The following is a 19,493-nucleotide window of genomic DNA, read 5'->3' as shown; positions in this document are numbered from 1 at the left end:
ACCCTCCCGATCCAGAGCCTGTTAACGGCTGTTAACAGACGTTCACGGGAGATCCTAGGTGGGGCGGCGGGTCAGGAGCCAGGGTTCGACGACGCCGAGACCGCGGACGGGCCGCTGCCACATCGGCTGGAGCGCGAAGCGGTACGTGGCGGCCTGGCGGCCCTCCTTCTCCGCGCGGGCGGCCTCCTCGGCGGCCTCCGTCTCCGAGACGGGCGCCTCGCCCGTCCTGGACAGCTCCTCCGCGAGCGCGCCGTCGACGAGGACGGCGTCCTTCGGCGCTATCGAGGTGAGCCGGCTCGCCAGGTTCACGGTCGTGCCGAAGACGTCGCCCATCCGGGTCGTCACCGTGCCGAAGGCGATGCCGACGCGCAGGGCGGGCATCGTGTCGTCGTGGCTGAGGGTCTCGATCAGCCGCAGCGCGATCTCGGCGGCCGTGCCGGCGTCGTCCGCCGCGTAGAGCACTTCGTCGCCGAGGGTCTTGATGAGGCGGCCGCCGTGCGCGGCGACCAGGTCGGCGCAGGTCGTCTCGAAGGCCTCGACGAGTTCGCCGAGCTCCTCCTCCTCCAGGCGGCGGGTCAGCCGGGTGAAGCCGACCAGGTCCGCGAAGCCGACCGCGAGCCGCCGGTCGACCATCTCCTCGTCGTCGGCGGCCTGCACGAGCACCCGGCCGGTGGCGGCGGCGAGCTGCCGCCGCCAGACGTAGATGAGGAACTCCTCCAGCTCGGGCAGGAGCAGCTCGACCAGCGGATACGTGACCTCGGTGCGGGTCATTCCGGGCTCGGGCGGCTCGGTGAGGCCTTCCAGGAAGGAGTCGATCTGCCACTCGGCGAGCCGGGCGGTGGTCTGTCCGGTGGAGCGGGCCACCTGTACGGCCATCGGCTCGCTGAGCAGCCCGGCCTCGACGAGACCGGCCAGCCGGCGCAGCGCGAGGACGTCTGCCTCGGTGAGGGCCTTGGCCTGGCCGATGTCGGCGAAGCCCATGGCGCGCCAGAAACGGGAGGCGAGTTCCATGGAGACGCCCGCCGTGCGGGCGGCCTGGAACGGGGTGTAGCGGCGGTCCGCGCCGAGGATGAGCTGTTCGAGCCGGATGGCGAGCGGATCGTCGCTCGGCTCGGCCGTGTGGTCGACCTCGTGATGGGGGGTGGGGTACGTGGGAGGCTCGGGCGCGCCGCCCTCGTTCTCGTCGTCGACGGTCACCGGCCGCCTCCTGCCCGTTCCCTGCCCACTTGCCCTGCCGATCTGTCGCCCTGGATCGCGGTCCACGATACGACAGCTGTGGCTTGGCTCACGCCTTGAACGCTGCCGCCTGTGTTCCGGGGCCTGTCGTGCGGGCCCTCCTGTCGTGCGGCCCCGGGGCGCACGGGCCCTCGGGGCGGACGGCCGGGAGGGCGCCGCGCGCCGCGGGCGGGAATGTCAGGTGGCCGATCGGAGGTGGACGATGTCGCCCGCGCCCACCGCTTCCGTGCCGCCGCCCTCCGTGGCGACCACCAGGCGGCCGTCGCCGTCCAGGGCCACCGCCTCGCCCTCCAGCATGCGCTCGCCCGGCAGCTCGGCCCTGACGCGGCGGCCGAGGGTCGCGCAGCCGGCCGCGTAGGCCGCCTGGAGGCCGGACCGGTCGGGGTCGCCGTCGGCCCGTACCCAGTCGCCGTACCACTCGGCGAGGGAGCGCAGGACGGCCCGCAGGAGGGTGTCGCGGTCGGTGGAGACCGCGCTCGCGAGGAGCAGCGAACCGGCCGCGGGCACGGGGAGCTCCTCCTCACGGAGGCTGACGTTGATGCCGAGGCCGACGACGATGCCGTCCGCGCCGGCCCGCTCGGCGAGGATGCCGCCGGTCTTGCGTTCCTCGCCTCCGACGGAAACCAGCAGGTCGTTGGGCCACTTGAGGGACATGTCGACCCCGGCGGCCTTCGCGAGGCCGGTCGCGGCGGCGACACCGGTGAGCAGCGGGAGCCAGCCCCAGCGGTGGACCGGCACCTCGGGCTTGAGGAGCACGGAGAGGAAGAGTCCGGAGCGGGCGGGTGCCGTCCAGCTGCGGTCGAGGCGGCCGCGGCCCGAAGTCTGTTCCTCGGCGACGAGCACGGCGCCCTCGGGCAGCTCGTCGGCGCGGGCGGCGAGGTCGCTGTTGGTGGATCCGGTGCTCGTGACCACGTCGAGCGAGGTCCACAGGCCGTCGGGAAGGACGAGGGCGCGGCGCAGTGCGGGGGCGTTCAGCGGGGGCCGGTCGAGGTCGGACCAGGGTCCGCCGGAGCCTTGGGAGGACGTCATGCAAGCCAGACTAGGTGTGGCAAAGACCGCAGTGCCGAACCGTATCGGCGTCGATACGCTACGGCTCAGTAGCTGAGCAGTAGCCCATTCGTAGTCAACGAACCCCCCGTGACCAGGCAGGGAGCCGCATCCCGATGTCCGAGCCGGCAGAGCAGTACGAGATCGACATTCACACGACCGCAGGCAAGATCGCGGACCTCAAGCGCCGTATCGACGAGGCCACCCATGCCGGCTCGGAGCGTGCGGTGGAGAAGCAGCACGCGAAGGGCAAACTGACCGCGCGCGAACGGATCGCGCTGCTGCTCGACGAGGGCTCGTTCGTCGAGCTGGACGAGTTGGCCCGGCACCGGTCGACCAACTTCGGCCTGGAGAAGAACCGGCCGTACGGAGACGGTGTCGTCACGGGCTACGGCACGGTCGACGGGCGTCCGGTGGCCGTCTTCTCGCAGGACTTCACGGTCTTCGGCGGGGCGCTCGGTGAGACGTACGGCCAGAAGATCATCAAGGTGATGGACTTCGCGCTGAAGACGGGCTGCCCCGTCATCGGCATCAACGACTCCGGCGGCGCCCGTATCCAGGAGGGTGTGAGCGCGCTCGGCATGTACGGCGAGATCTTCCGCCGCAACACCCACGCGTCCGGGGTGATCCCGCAGATCTCGCTGGTCGTCGGCCCGTGCGCGGGTGGCGCGGTGTACTCCCCCGCGATCACCGACTTCACGGTGATGGTGGACCAGACGTCGCACATGTTCATCACGGGTCCCGACGTCATCAAGACGGTGACCGGTGAGGACGTGGGCTTCGAGGAGCTGGGCGGCGCGCGGACGCACAACGCGACCTCGGGCGTGGCGCACCACATGGCGGGGGACGAGAAGGACGCCATCGAGTACGTGAAGTCCCTGCTGTCGTACCTGCCGTCGAACAACCTCTCCGAGCCGCCGACCTTCCCGGAGGTCGCGGAGACCGAGGTGTCGGACGAGGACCGCGAGCTGGACACGCTGATCCCGGACTCGGCGAACCAGCCGTACGACATGCACAAGGTCATCGAGCACGTCCTCGACGACGGCGAGTTCCTGGAGACCCAGTCGCTGTTCGCGCCGAACATCCTGACCGGCTTCGGCCGCGTGGAGGGTTTCCCGGTCGGTGTGGTCGCCAACCAGCCGATGCAGTTCGCGGGCTGCCTCGACATCGACGCGTCCGAGAAGGCCGCGCGGTTCGTCCGCACCTGCGACGCGTTCAACATCCCGGTCCTCACCTTCGTGGACGTGCCGGGCTTCCTGCCGGGTGTGGACCAGGAGTACGGCGGCATCATCCGGCGCGGCGCGAAGCTGATCTACGCGTACGCGGAGGCCACGGTCCCGCTGATCACGGTCATCACGCGGAAGGCCTTCGGCGGCGCGTACGACGTCATGGGCTCCAAGCACCTGGGCGCGGACCTGAACCTGGCGTGGCCGACGGCGCAGATCGCGGTCATGGGCGCGCAGGGCGCGGTCAACATCCTGCACCGGCGCACGATCGCGGAGGCGGACGGCGAGGACGTCGAGGCGGTGCGGGCGCGGCTGATCCGGGAGTACGAGGACGCGCTGCTCAACCCGTACACGGCGGCCGAGCGCGGGTACATCGACGGTGTGGTCATGCCGTCGGACACGCGCCCGCAGATCGTGAAGGGGCTGCGTCAGCTGCGTACGAAGCGGGAATCCCTGCCTCCGAAGAAGCACGGCAACATCCCGCTCTAGGCCTCCCCGGACCTGACCTTCAAGGAGTCGACATGATCAAGGTCGTACGAGGAAACCCGACCCCGGAGGAGTTGGCCGCCGCACTGGCGGTGGTTCAGGCGCGGGCCGCCGCGACGGCGGCGGCGTCCGCCGAGGGCGGCGGCCCGGCGGTGCCGGAGGGCTGGTCGGACCCGTCCCGGATCGCGCGGTCGGTACGCCCCCGGCCGGGTCCGCGGGCCTGGGCGCGGTCGTACTGGCCGGTGTAGCGCCCGTAGAACACCGGGAAGGGCCGGACTCCCCCCGTGGGGGTCCGGCCCTTCCCGTGTCCTGCTCGGGTGCTGTCCCGCCACCCGTCACGTGCGGCGCAGGAAGAGGCCGGCCAGGACGGCTCCGGCGGCGACGATCGCGGCGTTCACCAGGACCGCGAGGCCGATGCCGTCGAGGAGCACGGGTGAGGTGACGACGACGGCGCTCATGATCGGGGTGCCCATGGTGATGCCGATCTGCTGGGTCATGGTCGCGAGCCCGGTCGCCGTGCCCTGCTCGTGGTCGGGGATCCCGGAGGTGGCGGTGACCATGAAGCCGACGATCGCGAGCATGTTGCCGACGCCGCCCGCGAAGGTCGCCGCGAGGAGCAGCCAGAGGCTTCCCGGGCCCTCGCCGAGTCCGTACAGGGCGAGGGTCGCGACGGCCTGGAGGAGACCGCCGGAGACCAGGGCCGTGCGGGCGCCGAAGCGGCCGATGAAGCGGGAGGCGAACACCCCGCCGAGGACGGTGCCCGCGCCGAGGACGCCGAAGGAGAGGCCGGCGGCGAGCGGGGAGAAGTCGAGGACGTCCTGGAGGTAGAGCGTCATCAGGAAGACCAGCGAGGTCTCGGTGACGAAGGCGACGAGCCCGGCGAGGTTGCCCCAGACGACGGTGCGGCGCTTGAGGATGTGGATCGGGACGAGGGGGGCGGCGGCCCGGCGTTCGACGAGGACGAAGGCGACCAGGAGCGCGGCGCCGGCGGCGAGGGCGACGAGTGCGGTCGGGTCGGTCCAGCCGTGTTCGCCGCTGACGGTCAGGCCGTAGACGAGGGCGAGCAGTCCGCCGGTGACGGTGATCGCGCCGGGTACGTCGAGGCGGGGGCGGACGGCCGGGCGGCTCTCGGTGAGGACGGCGGGGGCGACGAGGAGGACGGCGAGGGCCACCGGCACGTTGACGAGGAACGCCCAGCGCCAGGAGAGCAGGTCGGTGAGGACGCCGCCGAGGATCGCGCCGGTGGTGAAGCCCGCGGACATGAGGGCGCCGTTGAGTCCGAGCGCGCGGGCTCGGAGCGGGCCCTCGGGGAAGGAGGCGGTGAGCAGGGAGAGCCCCGCGGGGGTGACGGCGGCGGTGGCGAGGCCCTGGGCGACGCGGGCGGCCATCAGCATCTCGGGGCCGGTGGCGAGGCCGCCGACGAGGGAGGAGACGCCGAGGAGCGCCATGCCGCCGAGGAAGAGCCGGCGGCGGCCGACGAGGTCGGCGACGCGCCCGAAGAGCAGGGTGAATCCGGCCGCCGCGAGGGCGAAGGCGGTGGCGATCCACTGGAGGCCGCCGAGACTGAAGCCGAGTCCCTGACCGATGACGGGCAGGGCGACGTTCAGGATCGAGAAGTCGACGGCGAGCATGAACTGGGCGAGGAGGAGGACGACGAGGACGAGCCGCATCCGTCCGGTCATACGGGCGTCCGCCGGCCCGGCGGTCCGGTCCACGGGCGGTTCGACGGGCGTGGGGTGATCCAGGGCAACCATGCGTACGACTCCTTAATGGGAGACTGGTTCCGTTAAGATGTCCCGTACCGTAGCAGAGTCGATGGCGTTAATGGAACAGGAGACCCATTTGACTGAGAGCCAGCCGGCCTCGCCCGGCACCCTGCGCCCCGGCGGCCGTACCGCGAAGGTCCGCAGGGCCGTCCTCGACGCCACCCAGGACGCGCTCGCCGACGCCGGCTTCCACGCCCTCAACATGGACCGGATCGCCGCGACCGCGGGCGTCGGCAAGACCACCGTCTACCGCCGCTGGGGCTCCCCCGTCGGCCTGGTCACCGACCTCCTGCACGACATGGCCGAGCAGTCCCTGCCCGCCTCCGACACCGGCAGCCTCGCGGGCGACCTGCGGACCAACGCCGCACTCGTCCGCGCCACCCTCACCGACGCGCGGATGGGCGCCGTCTTCCGCGCGGTCATCGCGGCGGCCGCCTGCGACGAGGACTGCGCCCGCGCGCTCGCGGACTTCTACCGGACCCGGCTCGGCGAATGGGCCCCCGTCGTCGCCAAGGGCGCGGCCCGCGGCGAGATCCCCGCCGAGACCGACCCGACCGAGCTGCTCCGCGCCGTCTCCGCGCCGCTCTACTACCGCTTCGCGGTCACCCGCGAGGAGGTCACCGCGGACGTGGCGGAACGCGCGGTCACGGCGGCGCTCGCGGCGGCGCGGGACGGGGTGTTCATCCGGGCGTAGCCGTCCGGCGGCCCTCCGTTCGTCCGCGAATAGTCCCTCGGCACCGGGGTGCCTGAGTATCCGTACTCAGGCGCCCCGCCCGCCCCGCCCTCAGGATCGGAGGCATGCTGTGGTCCGACCCGAAGAATCAGCCGCCGAAGTTCATGCGCGACATGCAGGCGATGCTCCGCCGCGCGGGCGTGCTGCTGGCGCTGGCGATGGTGGTGGCGATGTTCGTGGTCAGCGCCCGCTGAGCCCCGGACTGGCTACGCTGCCCCCATGACTGCTGACCCGCGCCGTGTCGTGCTCGCCTCCGCCTCCCCCGCCCGCCTCAACCTGCTCCGCCAGGCCGGGCTCGCCCCCGAGGTGATCGTGAGCGGTGTCGACGAGGACGCGATGCAGGCCCCGACGCCCGCCGAACTCGCGCTCGCCCTCGCGGAGGCGAAGGCCGCCCATGTCGCCGCCCGCCCCGAGGCGTTCGGCGCGCTGGTCATCGGCTGCGACTCGGTCCTGGAGCTCGACAAGCAGGCCCTCGGCAAGCCGGCCGACGCGGAGGAGGCCACCGCGCGCTGGAAGGCGATGCGCGGCCGGGTCGGCATCCTCCAGACGGGTCACTGCGTGTACGACACGACCGCCAAGCGCTACGAGTCGGCGACGGCCTCCACCGTGGTCCGCTTCGGCGAGCCGACGGACGCCGAGATCGCGGCGTACGTGGCGAGCGGCGAACCGCTGCACGTGGCGGGCGCGTTCACCCTGGACGGGCGCTCGGCACCGTTCATCGACGGCATCGACGGCGACCCGGGCAACGTGATCGGCCTGTCGCTGCCGCTGCTGCGCAGGCTGCTCGGGAAGCTGGACGTGCGGATCACCGACCTCTGGACCTGACGGGCCGTCGCGCGGTCGGGCGGCACACGCCCGGCGGCGCCTGCGGGGGCGCCGGCGCGCCTACGGGGGCGCCCAGGGGTGACGGTTCGCGCCTACGCGGGCGCCGGGGCTCCCTCGCGGGGCCCGGCGCCCTTCTCGTACCCCTTGCCGTACGCCACCAGGGTGAGCACGATCAGGCCGAGTACGAGCATCATGAAGGCGAACGCGCCCCAGCCGATCAGGCCGACGGTGACCGCCCCGAGGATGCCGTGCACGATCGCGCAGCCGATGAGCAGCCCCCGGCCGAAGCGTCCGGGCCGGCGGTCGCGGAGGCCGGCGAGCAGGGCGACGAGGCCGCACAGGGCGAGCGCGACGCCGGAGGCGATGCCGAGCGCCCAGGTGCCGGTGTACATCGCGTCGGGGTCCATGCCGTCGAGGGACATCGTCTGGACCTTGACGAAGCGTGCCATCACGGCGTTGATCGCGACGATCCCGGGCGCTTCGAGGAACAGCACCGCCGCCGTCACGAGAGCTATCGGTCTGCGGGCCACCTCGGCCACCCCCTGGAAACGACTGTTACCGACAGTACGATCGACAGCGCGAAGGCTACTGGCCGGTAAACCCCTGGACAAGAGTGCGCGCACGACCCGCGACGGCGGACGGCAGGGCAAAGAATCATTGGGCCATTCGTAGGGACTCGACAAAGAAACCCGAACGGCAACTGGCTCCACGAACAGAGACCTGCGCCACACCTCGGAGCTACTGTGCCGTAAAGGAACCCTGCGTACCGTGGTGCGACAAGGGAATTCACGACCCGAGCAGGCCCGGGGTCACGCTCCGTGTGGGCAAGCTCACCACTGGGGACGGGTCGAAAGGCCGTGTCGGCAGTCCCTAAACTCAGCTTGTTTCAAGGAGGGAGCCATCGTGCGCAAGGTGCTCATCGCCAACCGTGGCGAAATCGCTGTCCGTGTGGCCCGGGCGTGCCGGGACGCGGGTATCGGCAGCGTAGCCGTGTACGCCGAGCCGGACCGGGACGCTCTGCATGTCCGGGCGGCCGACGAGGCGTTCGCTCTGGGCGGTGACACTCCCGCGACCAGCTATCTGGACATGGCGAAGGTGTTGCAGGCCGCGAAGGACTCGGACGCGGACGCGATCCACCCCGGCTACGGCTTCCTCTCCGAGAACGCGGAGTTCGCGCAGGCCGTCCTCGACGCCGGTCTGACGTGGATCGGCCCGCCGCCGCAGGCGATCCGCGACCTGGGCGACAAGGTGGCGGCGCGTCACATCGCGCAGCGCGCCGGCGCCCCGCTCGTCGCCGGTACGCCCGACCCGGTCTCCGGCGCCGACGAGGTCGTCGCCTTCGCCGAGCAGCACGGGCTGCCGATCGCGATCAAGGCCGCCTTCGGTGGTGGCGGTCGTGGTCTGAAGGTCGCGCGGACGCTGGAAGAGGTCCCCGAGCTGTACGACTCCGCGGTGCGCGAGGCCGTCGCCGCGTTCGGCCGGGGCGAGTGCTTCGTGGAGCGCTACCTGGACAAGCCCCGGCACGTCGAGACGCAGTGCCTGGCCGACTCCCACGGCAACGTGGTCGTGGTCTCCACGCGCGACTGCTCGCTCCAGCGCCGGCACCAGAAGCTCGTCGAGGAGGCCCCCGCGCCGTTCCTCACCGAGGCGCAGAACGCCGAGCTGTACGCGGCGTCGAAGGCGATCCTGAAGGAGGCCGGCTACGTCGGCGCCGGCACGGTCGAGTTCCTGGTCGCCGCGGACGGCACGATCTCCTTCCTGGAGGTCAACACCCGTCTGCAGGTCGAGCACCCGGTGACCGAGGAGGTCGCGGGCATCGACCTGGTGCGGGAGATGTTCCGGATCGCCGACGGCGAGGAGCTGGGCTACGACGACCCGGCCATAAGGGGTCACTCCTTCGAGTTCCGCATCAACGGCGAGGACCCGGGCCGCGGCTTCCTGCCCGCGCCCGGCACCGTCACCCGCTTCGACGCGCCGACCGGCCCCGGTGTCCGCCTGGACGCGGGCGTGGAGTCCGGCAGTGTCATCGGCCCGGCCTGGGACTCGCTCCTGGCCAAGCTGATCGTCACCGGCGCCACCCGTGAGCAGGCCCTGCAGCGCGCCGCGCGTGCGCTCGCCGAGTTCAAGGTGGAGGGCATGGCCACGGCCATCCCGTTCCACCAGGCCGTCGTGGTCGACCCGGCGTTCACCGCCGACCCGTTCCGCGTCCACACCCGGTGGATCGAGACGGAGTTCGTCAACGAGATCAAGCCCTTCGCCCCGGCCGGCGCCGACGCCGACGAGGACGAGTCCGGCCGCGAGACGATCGTGGTCGAGGTCGGCGGCAAGCGTCTCGAGGTCTCGCTGCCCTCCTCGCTCGGCATGACGCTGGCCCGCACGGGCCTCGCGGCCGGCGCGAAGCCGAAGCGCCGCGCGGCCAAGAAGTCCGGCCCCGCCGCCTCCGGCGACACCCTCGCCTCCCCGATGCAGGGCACGATCGTGAAGATCGCGGTCGAGGAGGGCCAGGAGGTCAAGGAGGGCGACCTGATCGTCGTCCTGGAGGCCATGAAGATGGAGCAGCCGCTCAACGCGCACCGCTCCGGCACCGTCAAGGGCCTGACCGCCGAGGTCGGCGCGTCGATCACCTCCGGCGCCGCGATCTGCGACATCAAGGACTGACCGACGGCTCCGGGACCGGCCACGGTCACCGAGTACGGTACGAAGGGCCCGCAGGCAGCCGCCTGCGGGCCCTTCGTCGAGGGGAGGGCGATCCACCAGCCATGCGAGCCGACGCACGACGCAATCACGAGCGGCTGCTCACCGAGGCCCGCGCCACCTTCGCCGAACAGGGCGCCGACGCGCCCCTCGAGGAGATAGCGCGGCGCGCGGGCGTGGGCATCGGCACCCTCTACCGCCACTTCCCCACCCGGGCCGAGCTGCTCAGCGCGGTCTTCCAGGAGGCACTCGCGGAACTGCTGCACCGCTCGGGAGAACTGGCCGAGGCCGAGGAGCCCTGCCGGGCGCTCGTGGAGTGGCTGCGGGCGCTGATCGCCCACGCCGGCGAGTACCGGGGTCTCGCGCACGCGCTGATGTCCGCCTCGTACGACCGGAGTTCGGCGCTCGCCCAGTGCAGCGAGCCGCTGCGGGCGGCGGGTGAGCGGCTGCTCGGGCGCGCCAGGGAGGCGGGTCAGGTGCGTGCCGACGTGTCGATCGGCGACCTGATGCAGCTGACCAACGCGATCGCGCTGGCGGCGGAACAGTGCCCGGAGGACGCGGAATTGGCGGACCGCCTGCTCGCGCTGACGCTTCGGGGCATCAAGGGCTGAGATGAAGGCCGCCGTCGCGGCGGGGAAGGTTCGGCGGAGCGCGGGACCCCTGGGGGAGGGTCCCCCGGCTCAGCGGCGCCGCATGTCCGCGACGCGCGCGGTGCGCTCCAGCGTCTCGGCGGCCATCCCTCCGCCCGGGCCCCGGAACTGGCCCGCCGCCATCCGGCCGCGCTGCACCGGGAGGGGCATGTCACGGCGGGGCCGGGCGCCCGGGGGGACCTGGTCACCGCCGGCGGGGCCACCGGCGGCTCCCGTACCGGCGACGGCGATCTGCACACCCTGGTCGGCGAGGGCCTGGAGCTCGGTGGCGGCCCGGTCGTCGTGGGCGGGCGGCTCGTCGGTCACCAGACGGGTGATGACGTCCGTGGGCACCGTCTGGAACATGGTGTCGGAGCCGAGCTTGGTGTGGTCGGCGAGGACCACGACCTCGGCCGCCGCCTGGACGAGCGCCCGGTCCACGCTCGCGGAGAGCATGTTGGACGTGGAGAGGCCGCGCTCGGCGGTGAGCCCGCTTCCGGAGAGGAAGGCACGGGAGACCCGGAGCCCCTGGAGGGACTGCTCGGCACCACTGCCCACCAGGGCGTAGTTGGAGCCGCGCAGGGTGCCGCCGGTCATGACGACCTCGACCCGGTTGGCGTGGGCGAGGGCCTGGGCGACCAGGAGCGAGTTGGTGACCACGGTCAGACCGGGCACGCGGGCGAGCCGGCGGGCCAGCTCCTGCGTGGTCGTCCCGGCGCCGACGACGATGGCCTCGCCTTCTTCGACGAGGCTCGCGGCGACGTCGGCGATGGCCGTCTTCTCCGCGGTCGCGAGATGGGATTTCTGCGGGAAGCCGGATTCTCGCGTGAATCCGCCCGGCAACACCGCACCGCCGTGCCGGCGGTCGAGGAGTCCTTCTGCCTCAAGGGCCCGTACGTCTCTCCGTACGGTCACCTCAGAGGTCTGGACGACGCGGGCGAGCTCGCGGAGCGACACGGCCCCATTGGCTCGCACCATTTCGAGGATCAACTGGCGACGTTCTGCAGCGAACACGAAACTGACAGTAACGTGACCGGCCGATAGTTTTCAGCACTATGCGCCGAATTGCAGAAGATGCACACAGACGGGGCCTCCAAGTGGTATGGGAGACCCCGCCGTTGATCCGCCGTGCGCCAGGGCTATGCCCCTCCTTGCCGGGGGTTGTCCGAGTCGGTGAACCGTTCCCGCAGGCGGGAGCGGTTCACCGGAGGGCCGCCCGGAGAGATGTCAGACCTCGCCCGCGGACTTACGGGTGTGCAACTGCCGTGCCACTTCCGCGATCGAACCCGACAGGGAGGGGTACACGGTGAAAGCATTTGCGATCTGTTCGACCGTCAGATTGTTGTCGACCGCGATCGAGATCGGATGGATCAGCTCGCTCGCCTTCGGCGCGACGACACAGCCGCCGACCACGATGCCGGTGCCCGGACGGCAGAAGATCTTCACGAAGCCGTCCCGGATGCCCTGCATCTTCGCGCGCGGGTTGCGCAGCAGCGGCAGCTTGACGACCTTGGCGTCGATCTTGCCCGCGTCCACGTCGGCCTGCGTGTAGCCGACGGTGGCGATCTCGGGGTCGGTGAAGACGTTCGAGGAGACCGTCTTCAGGTTGAGCGGGGCCACCGCGTCGCCGAGGAAGTGGTACATCGCGATACGGCCCTGCATCGCGGCCACCGAGGCGAGCGCGAAGACACCGGTCACGTCGCCCGCCGCGTACACGCCGGGGGCGGTCGTACGGGAGACCTTGTCGGTCCAGATGTGACCGGAGTCCTTCAGTTTGACCCCCGCCTCCTCCAGCCCCATTCCGGCCGAGTTAGGGATCGCGCCGACCGCCATCAGACAGTGCGTGCCGGAGATGACCCGGCCGTCCGCGAGGGTGACCTCGACCCGGTCGCCGACCCGCTTGGCGGACTCGGCACGGGAGCGGGCCATGACGTTCATGCCGCGGCGGCGGAACACGTCCTCCAGGACGGCGGCGGCGTCCGGGTCCTCGCCCGGCAGCACGCGGTCGCGGGAGGAGACCAGGGTGACCCGGGAGCCGAGGGCCTGGTAGGCGCCGGCGAACTCGGCACCCGTCACACCGGAACCGACCACGATGAGCTCTTCGGGAAGCTCCTTGAGGTCGTAGACCTGCGTCCAGTTCAGGATGCGCTCGCCGTCGGGCTTGGCGTCCGGGACCTCGCGCGGGTGGCCGCCGGTCGCGATCAGCACGGCGTCCGCGGTCAGCGTCTCCTCCGTGCCGTCCGCGGCCGTGACGATCACCTGGCGCGATCCGTCCATCGCCTGCCGGCCGGAGAGCCGGCCGCGGCCGCGCAGCACCCGGGCCCCGGCCCGGGTGACGGAGGCGGTGATGTCGTGCGACTGGGCGAGCGCGAGGCGCTTGACCCGTCGGTTGACCTTGCCGAGGTCCACGCCCACGACGCGGGCGGCCTGCTCCACGTGCGGGGTGTCGTCCGCGACGATGATGCCCAGCTCCTCGTACGAGGAGTCGAAGGTGGTCATCACCTCGGCGGTGGCGATCAGGGTCTTGGAGGGGACGCAGTCGGTCAGGACGGACGCGCCGCCGAGGCCGTCGCAGTCGACGACGGTCACCTCCGCGCCGAGTTGGGCGCCCACCAGGGCCGCCTCGTATCCGCCGGGTCCGCCGCCGATGATCACGATCCGGGTCACTGGGATCTACGCCTCGCGCTCTCGTTCTGCCGGGGGGTCCCCCCGCTGGGATGCAGTGCGTACGCCATTGTCCCGCACGCTTCAAGTGCGTACCCCATTCTCCCGCACGCCCGGCGCGGCCTCACGCCGGGGCCTCCGAAGGGGTGCGCGCGCCCCCAGGACGTACCCCGCTGTCCCCACCTCGGCGTTCTCCGGACACCCCGCCCCCTCCCGTACCCTCGGTCCCATGTCGCTCTACGCCGCTTTCGCCGGCAACCTCGACGCGCGGCTGATGAGCCGCCGCGCACCGCACTCCCCCCTGCGCGGCACCGGCTGGCTCAGCGGCTGGCGGCTCACCTTCGGCGGCGAGCAGATGGGCTGGGACGGCGCTCTGGCGACGATCGTGGAGGCCCCGCGCTCCCAGGTCTTCGTGGCGCTGTACGACATCGCGCCGATGGACGAGGAGTCGATGGACCGCTGGGAGGGCGTCGGCCTCGACATCTACCGCCGGATGCGGGTCCGGGTGCACACCCTGGACGGCGAGGAGCCGGCCTGGGTCTACGTGCTCAACGCCTACGAGGGCGGGCTGCCCTCGGCGCGGTACCTGGGCGAGGTGGCCGACGCGGCCGAGTCGGCGGGCGCGCCGCACGACTACGTGATGGAGTTGCGCAAGCGCCCCTGCTGAAGGCCGGGCGGAGCCGGCCGGGGGTGTGGGAACCACCGAGAGGCGAAGGTGACTCCTCCCCAGTCCATTCGTCGGAAACGACAAGACAACGATCGCATGTCCGTCGGCATCGTCATCTACGCGCGTAGGCAAACTCCGGCTACGCTTCTGCGCGTATCAAATCCGTCCGGGGCCAGCCTCGGACCCCCCTCCCCGAGGCGAGAGAGTCAGTGAACGCAACTGCCACCCCGTACGAGGCCGCCGAGGCCGCTGCCGCACGTCTTCGCGAGCTGACCGGAGTCGAGAACCACGACGTCGCCCTGGTCATGGGCTCGGGCTGGGCGCCCGCCGTCGACGCCCTCGGTGCCCCCGAGGCCGAGTTCCCGGTGACCGACCTGCCCGGCTTCCCGCCGCCCGCCGTCGAGGGCCACGGCGGAAAGGTCCGCTCGTACAAGATCGGCGAGAAGCGCGCCCTGGTCTTCCTCGGCCGCACCCACTTCTACGAGGGCCGCGGCGTCGCCTCCGTCGCCCACGGCGTCCGCACCGCGGTCGCCGCCGGCTGCAAGACGGTCATCCTGACCAACGGCTGCGGCGGCCTGCGCGAGGGCATGCGCCCCGGCCAGCCCGTCCTCATCAGCGACCACCTCAACCTGACGGCCGCCTCCCCGATCGTCGGCGCGAACTTCGTCGACCTCACCGACCTGTACTCGCCGCGGCTGCGCGCGCTGTGCAAGGAGGTCGACGAGACCCTCGAAGAGGGCGTCTACGTGCAGTTCCCCGGCCCGCACTACGAGACCCCGGCCGAGATCAACATGGTCCGGGTGCTCGGCGGCGACCTGGTCGGCATGTCCACCGTCCTCGAGGCCATCGCCGCCCGCGAGGCGGGTGCGGAGGTCCTCGGCATCTCCCTGGTCACCAACCTGGCGGCGGGGCTCTCGGGCGAGCCGCTGAACCACGAGGAAGTGCTGCAGGCGGGGCGTGACTCGGCGGCGCGGATGGGCGAGCTGCTGACGCGGGTCCTCGACCGGATCTGACCCCTTGCAGCGGGGTGGGGGCGGGCCGCCGCGCGGGGCTTCTTCCCCACCCCGCCCCTTCCCGAGACCGGGGGCAGGCCCCCGGACCCCGGTACGCCCTCCGGGCGCGTCCCCAGACGCCGGACCGGCCGAGAATCCAGCCCCACCGGCGTGTGAGGCGCGGCGTCCGGGTCGGAGCCCCGGTTTCGGGAAGGGGCGGGGTGGGGGAAGGCTCCGCGCAGCGGCCCCACCGCCACCCCGCCCCGCACCACCCGCCCCGCCCCCGCCCTCCGAAAGGCACACCGTGACGCAGGACGACGACCTCCTCGCCCGGGCCAAGGCCTGGCTCGCCGAGGACCCCGACAGTGAGACCCGCGAGGAACTCGCGAAGCTCATCGACGCCGGCACGACCGACGAGCTCGCCGCCCGTTTCGCCGGCACCCTCCAGTTCGGCACCGCAGGCCTCCGCGGTGAGCTGGGCGCCGGGCCCATGCGGATGAACCGCTCGGTCGTCGTCCGCGCCGCCGCCGGCCTCGCCGCGTACCTCAGGGCGAAGGGCCAGGAAGGCGGTCTCGTCGTCATCGGCTACGACGCCCGCTACAAGTCGGCCGACTTCGCGCGCGACACCGCCGCCGTGATGACCGGCGCCGGGCTGCGCGCCGCGCTCCTCCCCCGCCCGCTGCCCACGCCCGTGCTCGCGTACGCCATAAGGCATCTGGGCGCCGTCGCCGGTGTCGAGGTGACCGCGAGCCACAACCCGCCGCGCGACAACGGCTACAAGGTCTACCTGGGCGACGGCTCGCAGATCGTGCCGCCCGCCGACGCGGAGATCGCCGCCGAGATCGACGCGATCCGCTCGCTGCACGACGTGCCCCGCCCGGAGACCGGCTGGGAGACCCTCGGCGACGAGGTCCTGAACGCCTACCTGGAGCGTACGGACGCCGTCCTGACCTCCGGGTCCCCCCGCACCGCGCGGACCGTCTACACGGCCATGCACGGCGTCGGCAAGGACGTCCTGACGGCCGCCTTCGCCCGGGCCGGCTTCCCGCCGCCCGCTCTCGTCGCCGCGCAGGCCGAGCCCGACCCGGCGTTCCCGACGGTCGCGTTCCCGAACCCGGAGGAGCCGGGTGCCATGGACCTCGCCTTCGAGGCGGCCCGGGCCGTGGACCCCGACCTGATCATCGCCAACGACCCGGACGCCGACCGCTGCGCCGTGGCCGTGCCCGACGCGACCGTCGTGGGCGGCTGGCGGATGCTGCGCGGCGACGAGGTGGGCGCGCTGCTCGCCGCGCACCTGGTGGCCAAGGGCGCCACGGGCGTGTTCGCCGAGTCGATCGTGTCGTCCTCGCTGCTCGGCCGGATCGCGGAAGCCGCGGGCGTCGGCTACGAGGAGACGCTGACCGGCTTCAAGTGGATCGCCCGCGTCGAGGGCCTGCGGTACGGCTACGAGGAGGCGCTCGGCTACTGCGTCGACCCCGAGGGCGTCCGCGACAAGGACGGCATCACGGCGGCGCTGCTCGTGACCGAGCTGGCCTCGGTCCTCAAGGAGCAGGGCCGGACGCTGACCGACCTCCTCGACGACCTGGCGGTCGCGCACGGGCTGCACGCCACGGACCAGCTGTCGGTGCGGGTCGAGGACCTGAGCGTCATCGCGAACGCCATGGCGGCGCTGCGCGAACGGCCGCCGGTCTCGCTCGCCGGTCTGACGGTGGTGTCGGCGGAGGACCTGACGAAGGGCACCGAGTCGCTGCCCCCGACGGACGGGCTGCGCTACCACCTGGAGGGCGACTACAAGGCCCGGGTGATCGTCCGCCCGAGCGGCACGGAGCCCAAGCTCAAGTGCTACCTGGAGGTCGTGGTGCCGGTCGCCGCGGCGGTCGACCTCGCCCCGGCGCGGACCACCGCCAACGAGGTGCTGGTGGCGATCAAGCGGGACCTGTCGGCGGCGGCCGGTCTCTGATCCACCGCGACGGACACGCGCGAAGGGCCGGTACGGAGATTCCGTACCGGCCCTTCGGCCGTCCGGGTGAAACCCGTGCGGCACCTGACGCCTCACGAGTCCCGCACGCCGGGGGCGTGCGCCCGGAGCGGGTCTCCGGGCCCGTCAGCCGAAGCGGCCGTTGACGTAGTCGGCGGTGCGCGGGTCCGCCGGGGAGCCGATCAGCAGGACGCGGGGGCGGACGGCGAGCGAGCGCGCGATGCAGAGGCGCTGCTGCTGGCCGCCGGAGAGCGCGCCGCCGGGCTGCCGCAGCCGGTCCCTGACCTCGTTCCAGAGGCCGGCCCGGGTCAGGCACTCCCCGACGAGGTCGTCCTTGGCCTCCTTGCCGGCCCGGATGCCGCCGAGCTTCAGTCCGGCGAGGACGTTCTCGTACAGGGACATCGCGGGGAACGGGTTGGGCTTCTGGAAGACCATGCCGATCGTCGTGCCGCCCTCCGGCACGGGCTGCAGGGTGACGGTGTCGGCGAGATCGGTCACGGTGTGAACTCCACAGCGGTCAGAGGAGGTTGGGCAGGAGCCGGGTCAGCTCGCCGGAGACGAGGACACCGAGGGCGACGAGGACCGGCACGGCGGTGATCCAGCCGGGGCGCAGCGGCCTCGGCGGACCTTGGGCTGGAGGTCGGCGATGATCCGGGCCGGCCGGCCGGCGACGGCGGTGCCGGGGTCGGACACGACCTCCATCAGCGTCGCCTTCTGCGCGACCGGGGCCCAGGTGTCACCGGTGACCTGGACCATCGTGGAGAAGTAGTCCTCCGCTTCGGCGCCGACCGCGGTGCGGCAGTAGAGGCGCAGCTCGTAGCGGCCGTCCAGCGGGCCTTCGGGGAGGAACCGCCGGAGACCCTCCTGGAGCGACAGCGCGTCGGCCCCCGTGTCGACGGGCCGGGTGAAGGCGCCGCCGCTCAGGGTCCCGCCAGGCTCATGTCCTCGGCGAAGAAGTTGAGGTGGACGAGGGCCCTGCGGCCCTCCCAGAGCGTGAAGGCGACGACGAAGAGGACGTACGCGACGACGCCTTCGCCGGAGTCCCGCTCGTCGGCGGTCAGCCCGTGGCGAGCAGGATCACCAGGAGCAGCAGTCCGGCCACCGCGGGGCCGACGATCTCGTACGCCCAGCGCACCCGCGCCTCGCCCCGCGCGCCCGGCGTGCCCGCACGGCGCTCGGCGAGCTCGCGCAGATCGGCGACGGTCTGGTCGGTGGGCGCGGTGCGCGACGCGCTGTCCCGTACGTCGGCGGTGACCGAGGTACGGCCGTGCGGGTCGTCCTGGGAGGCGCGGGAGGCGCGGCGGGCCGCCTTCTTGCGCTGGCGCAGCGAGACGGGGACGGCCCACAGCTGGTACTTGGCGCCGTCCTGGGTGAAGACCTCGCTGGAGTAGCCGGCCCGGACGTCGGCGACCGTCGACCAGGGCAGTGTGATCGACCGGAACGGGTTGCGGATCCGCAGCCGGTCGTCGTTGGCGTACACGGCGGGCCGGATCGTGAACGCGACGATCATCGGCACGGCGAGGAGGAGGCCCGCGAGCGCGAGCCAGGGCGACCGGCCCTCGCCGCGGAACAGCACGTCACCGGCGAACAGCGCCGCGAGGACGAGCAGGAACACCCCGCTCGCGATCCCGAGCGGCGACCGGAAGACACGGTCGGGGGACTCCTGCGCCGCGGACTCCTGCCCGGCGGGCTTCCGCCCCGCGGGCTTCTTCCCGGCGGGCTGCTTCCCGGCGGACGGCTGCTCGGGGGTCGACTCGCGGCTCGGCTCGTGGCTGGGCTCGGGGGTCGGCTCGGGGGTCGTCATGGGGCCGATTGTGCCTCAGTGGGCCGGTGGGGGCTCAGGCGGCCCGCGTGGCCGCGAGATCCGCGTACAGAATGATGTTGTCGGGGCGGTGGCCGTCGGCCAGCTCGCCGCCGCAGGTGATGAGGCGCAGCTCGGGGCGGTCGGTGTCGCCGTACACCTTGGCCGTCGGGAACGTGTCCTTGTCTACCTGCTCCAGCTCCCTGACCCGGAAGACCGCGGTGGTGCCGTCGGCGCGGGTCACGGTGATCTCGTCGCCGACGCGGACCTTGGAGACGTTCTTGAGCACGGCGGGGCCGCGGGCGGTGTCGAAGTGCCCGATGAGGACGGCGGGGCCGGTCTGGCCGGGCGTGACGCCCTTGTCGTAGCAGCCGATCCGCTCGGCATCGGCGACCGAGGGCACCTCGACGGTGCCGTCCGCGCCCAGCCCGAGCTCCAGGACGGGCCCGGTGGGGCCGGTGTCGACGCCGGCGGCGGGGACCTGGACCCGGACGGGCAGGGAACGGGCGAGCGGCTTCACGGGCGGCGCGGCAGGCGTGGGGGCGGCGGTGGCCCCGGAGATCCGGGCGGGCGGGGTCACGGCCTGCGGGCCGCCCCCGGCCGAGCAGCCGGTGAGCGCGGCGAGGACGGCGAGGAGGAGGACCGGGGCGGCGGTACGGGCGGGGCGGGGGCGGCGGTTCACGGGCGGGCTCCGGGCGGACGGGAGGCGGCGGACGGGTCCGGCCGGCCGCCGCGCGGGACGCGGCGAC

The 19,493-nt window shown here is 72.6% G+C and carries 19 protein-coding genes and 1 pseudogene; 10 read left to right on the top strand and 10 right to left on the bottom strand.

All coding sequences use genetic code 11. The annotated features are described in order from the left end of the window. Positions 1-54: 54 nt before the first annotated feature. Complete coding sequence (locus tag OG392_RS22920; protein WP_329282342.1) at positions 55-1,197, bottom strand: adenylate/guanylate cyclase domain-containing protein; 1,143 nt, start codon at positions 1,195-1,197, stop codon at positions 55-57. 216 nt (positions 1,198-1,413) lie between these two features. After that, positions 1,414-2,265, bottom strand: a complete 852-nt coding sequence (locus OG392_RS22915; protein WP_329282340.1) for a biotin--[acetyl-CoA-carboxylase] ligase — start codon at positions 2,263-2,265, stop codon at positions 1,414-1,416. A gap of 134 nt (positions 2,266-2,399) precedes the next feature. Here OG392_RS22915 and OG392_RS22910 point away from each other — a divergent pair, with 134 nt between their 5' ends. Both OG392_RS22910 and OG392_RS22905 read left to right on the top strand, forming a co-directional pair. Then, complete coding sequence (locus tag OG392_RS22910; RefSeq protein WP_329282338.1) at positions 2,400-3,998, top strand: acyl-CoA carboxylase subunit beta; 1,599 nt, start codon at positions 2,400-2,402, stop codon at positions 3,996-3,998. Between the two features lie 32 nt (positions 3,999-4,030). Next, on the top strand, positions 4,031-4,243 hold the full coding sequence (locus tag OG392_RS22905) for an acyl-CoA carboxylase subunit epsilon (RefSeq protein WP_329282336.1): 213 nt from the start codon (positions 4,031-4,033) through the stop codon (positions 4,241-4,243). Positions 4,244-4,330: 87 nt separating this feature from the next. Here the strand turns inward: OG392_RS22905 and OG392_RS22900 are convergent, their stop codons facing one another. After that, complete coding sequence (locus tag OG392_RS22900) at positions 4,331-5,749, bottom strand: MFS transporter (protein WP_443054840.1); 1,419 nt, start codon at positions 5,747-5,749, stop codon at positions 4,331-4,333. Positions 5,750-5,786: 37 nt separating this feature from the next. On the opposite strand from OG392_RS22900, the gene OG392_RS22895 reads away from it, so the two are divergent. The 3 genes from OG392_RS22895 to OG392_RS22885 all read left to right on the top strand — a co-directional run bounded on the left by OG392_RS22895 (position 5,787) and on the right by OG392_RS22885 (position 7,319). After that, on the top strand, positions 5,787-6,455 hold the full coding sequence (locus tag OG392_RS22895; RefSeq protein WP_443054839.1) for a TetR/AcrR family transcriptional regulator: 669 nt from the start codon (positions 5,787-5,789) through the stop codon (positions 6,453-6,455). Between the two features lie 104 nt (positions 6,456-6,559). Beyond that, positions 6,560-6,688, top strand: a complete 129-nt coding sequence (gene mmpB, locus OG392_RS22890) for a morphogenic membrane protein MmpB (RefSeq protein ID WP_268257194.1) — start codon at positions 6,560-6,562, stop codon at positions 6,686-6,688. Positions 6,689-6,713: 25 nt separating this feature from the next. After that, positions 6,714-7,319: a nucleoside triphosphate pyrophosphatase gene (locus tag OG392_RS22885; protein WP_329282333.1), complete on the top strand. Its 606-nt coding sequence runs from the start codon at positions 6,714-6,716 to the stop codon at positions 7,317-7,319. A gap of 92 nt (positions 7,320-7,411) precedes the next feature. On the opposite strand, the gene OG392_RS22880 is transcribed toward OG392_RS22885, so the two are convergent. Further along, entirely contained in the window at positions 7,412-7,849 is a 438-nt protein-coding gene (locus tag OG392_RS22880) for a hypothetical protein (RefSeq protein WP_329282331.1), read from the bottom strand. Between the two features lie 373 nt (positions 7,850-8,222). On the opposite strand from OG392_RS22880, the gene OG392_RS22875 reads away from it, so the two are divergent. Both OG392_RS22875 and OG392_RS22870 read left to right on the top strand, forming a co-directional pair. After that, complete coding sequence (locus tag OG392_RS22875; RefSeq protein WP_329282329.1) at positions 8,223-9,977, top strand: acetyl/propionyl/methylcrotonyl-CoA carboxylase subunit alpha; 1,755 nt, start codon at positions 8,223-8,225, stop codon at positions 9,975-9,977. 101 nt (positions 9,978-10,078) lie between these two features. Further along, complete coding sequence (locus tag OG392_RS22870; RefSeq protein WP_329282327.1) at positions 10,079-10,624, top strand: TetR/AcrR family transcriptional regulator; 546 nt, start codon at positions 10,079-10,081, stop codon at positions 10,622-10,624. Between the two features lie 69 nt (positions 10,625-10,693). Here OG392_RS22870 and OG392_RS22865 read toward each other — a convergent pair whose 3' ends face one another. Continuing rightward, positions 10,694-11,620: a DeoR/GlpR family DNA-binding transcription regulator gene (locus tag OG392_RS22865; RefSeq protein ID WP_383591490.1), complete on the bottom strand. Its 927-nt coding sequence runs from the start codon at positions 11,618-11,620 to the stop codon at positions 10,694-10,696. A 249-nt stretch (positions 11,621-11,869) separates the two neighbouring features. Further along, a complete protein-coding gene (locus OG392_RS22860) occupies positions 11,870-13,309 on the bottom strand; it encodes an NAD(P)H-quinone dehydrogenase (protein WP_329282322.1) in 1,440 nt (479 codons plus the stop codon). Positions 13,310-13,535: 226 nt separating this feature from the next. Here OG392_RS22860 and OG392_RS22855 point away from each other — a divergent pair, with 226 nt between their 5' ends. The 3 genes from OG392_RS22855 to OG392_RS22845 all read left to right on the top strand — a co-directional run bounded on the left by OG392_RS22855 (position 13,536) and on the right by OG392_RS22845 (position 16,925). Continuing rightward, positions 13,536-13,973, top strand: a complete 438-nt coding sequence (locus tag OG392_RS22855) for a gamma-glutamylcyclotransferase (protein ID WP_329282320.1) — start codon at positions 13,536-13,538, stop codon at positions 13,971-13,973. A 209-nt stretch (positions 13,974-14,182) separates the two neighbouring features. Continuing rightward, positions 14,183-14,986: a purine-nucleoside phosphorylase gene (locus tag OG392_RS22850; protein WP_030323930.1), complete on the top strand. Its 804-nt coding sequence runs from the start codon at positions 14,183-14,185 to the stop codon at positions 14,984-14,986. A 283-nt stretch (positions 14,987-15,269) separates the two neighbouring features. Continuing rightward, entirely contained in the window at positions 15,270-16,925 is a 1,656-nt protein-coding gene (locus OG392_RS22845; protein WP_329282316.1) for a phospho-sugar mutase, read from the top strand. Positions 16,926-17,114: 189 nt separating this feature from the next. Here OG392_RS22845 and OG392_RS22840 read toward each other — a convergent pair. From OG392_RS22840 to OG392_RS22825, 4 genes and pseudogenes are all read right to left on the bottom strand, one after another. Beyond that, positions 17,115-17,435: pseudogene (locus OG392_RS22840) on the bottom strand (ATP-binding cassette domain-containing protein); the annotation flags it as partial. 51 nt (positions 17,436-17,486) lie between these two features. Then, positions 17,487-17,699, bottom strand: coding sequence for a hypothetical protein (locus OG392_RS22835; RefSeq protein WP_329282314.1), 213 nt, complete (start codon positions 17,697-17,699; stop codon positions 17,487-17,489). Between the two features lie 301 nt (positions 17,700-18,000). Next, the gene (locus OG392_RS22830) at positions 18,001-18,747 is read right to left on the bottom strand and encodes a PH domain-containing protein (RefSeq protein ID WP_329282312.1); all 747 of its coding nucleotides are present in this window, start codon (positions 18,745-18,747) and stop codon (positions 18,001-18,003) included. Positions 18,748-18,781: 34 nt separating this feature from the next. Next, positions 18,782-19,426: a class F sortase gene (locus tag OG392_RS22825; RefSeq protein ID WP_329282310.1), complete on the bottom strand. Its 645-nt coding sequence runs from the start codon at positions 19,424-19,426 to the stop codon at positions 18,782-18,784. Positions 19,427-19,493: the final 67 nt, after the last annotated feature.

The sequence above is a fragment of the Streptomyces sp. NBC_00691 genome (assembly GCF_036226665.1).
GTDB lineage: Bacteria > Actinomycetota > Actinomycetes > Streptomycetales > Streptomycetaceae > Streptomyces.
This window is presented reverse-complemented; position numbering and strand designations above follow the sequence as displayed.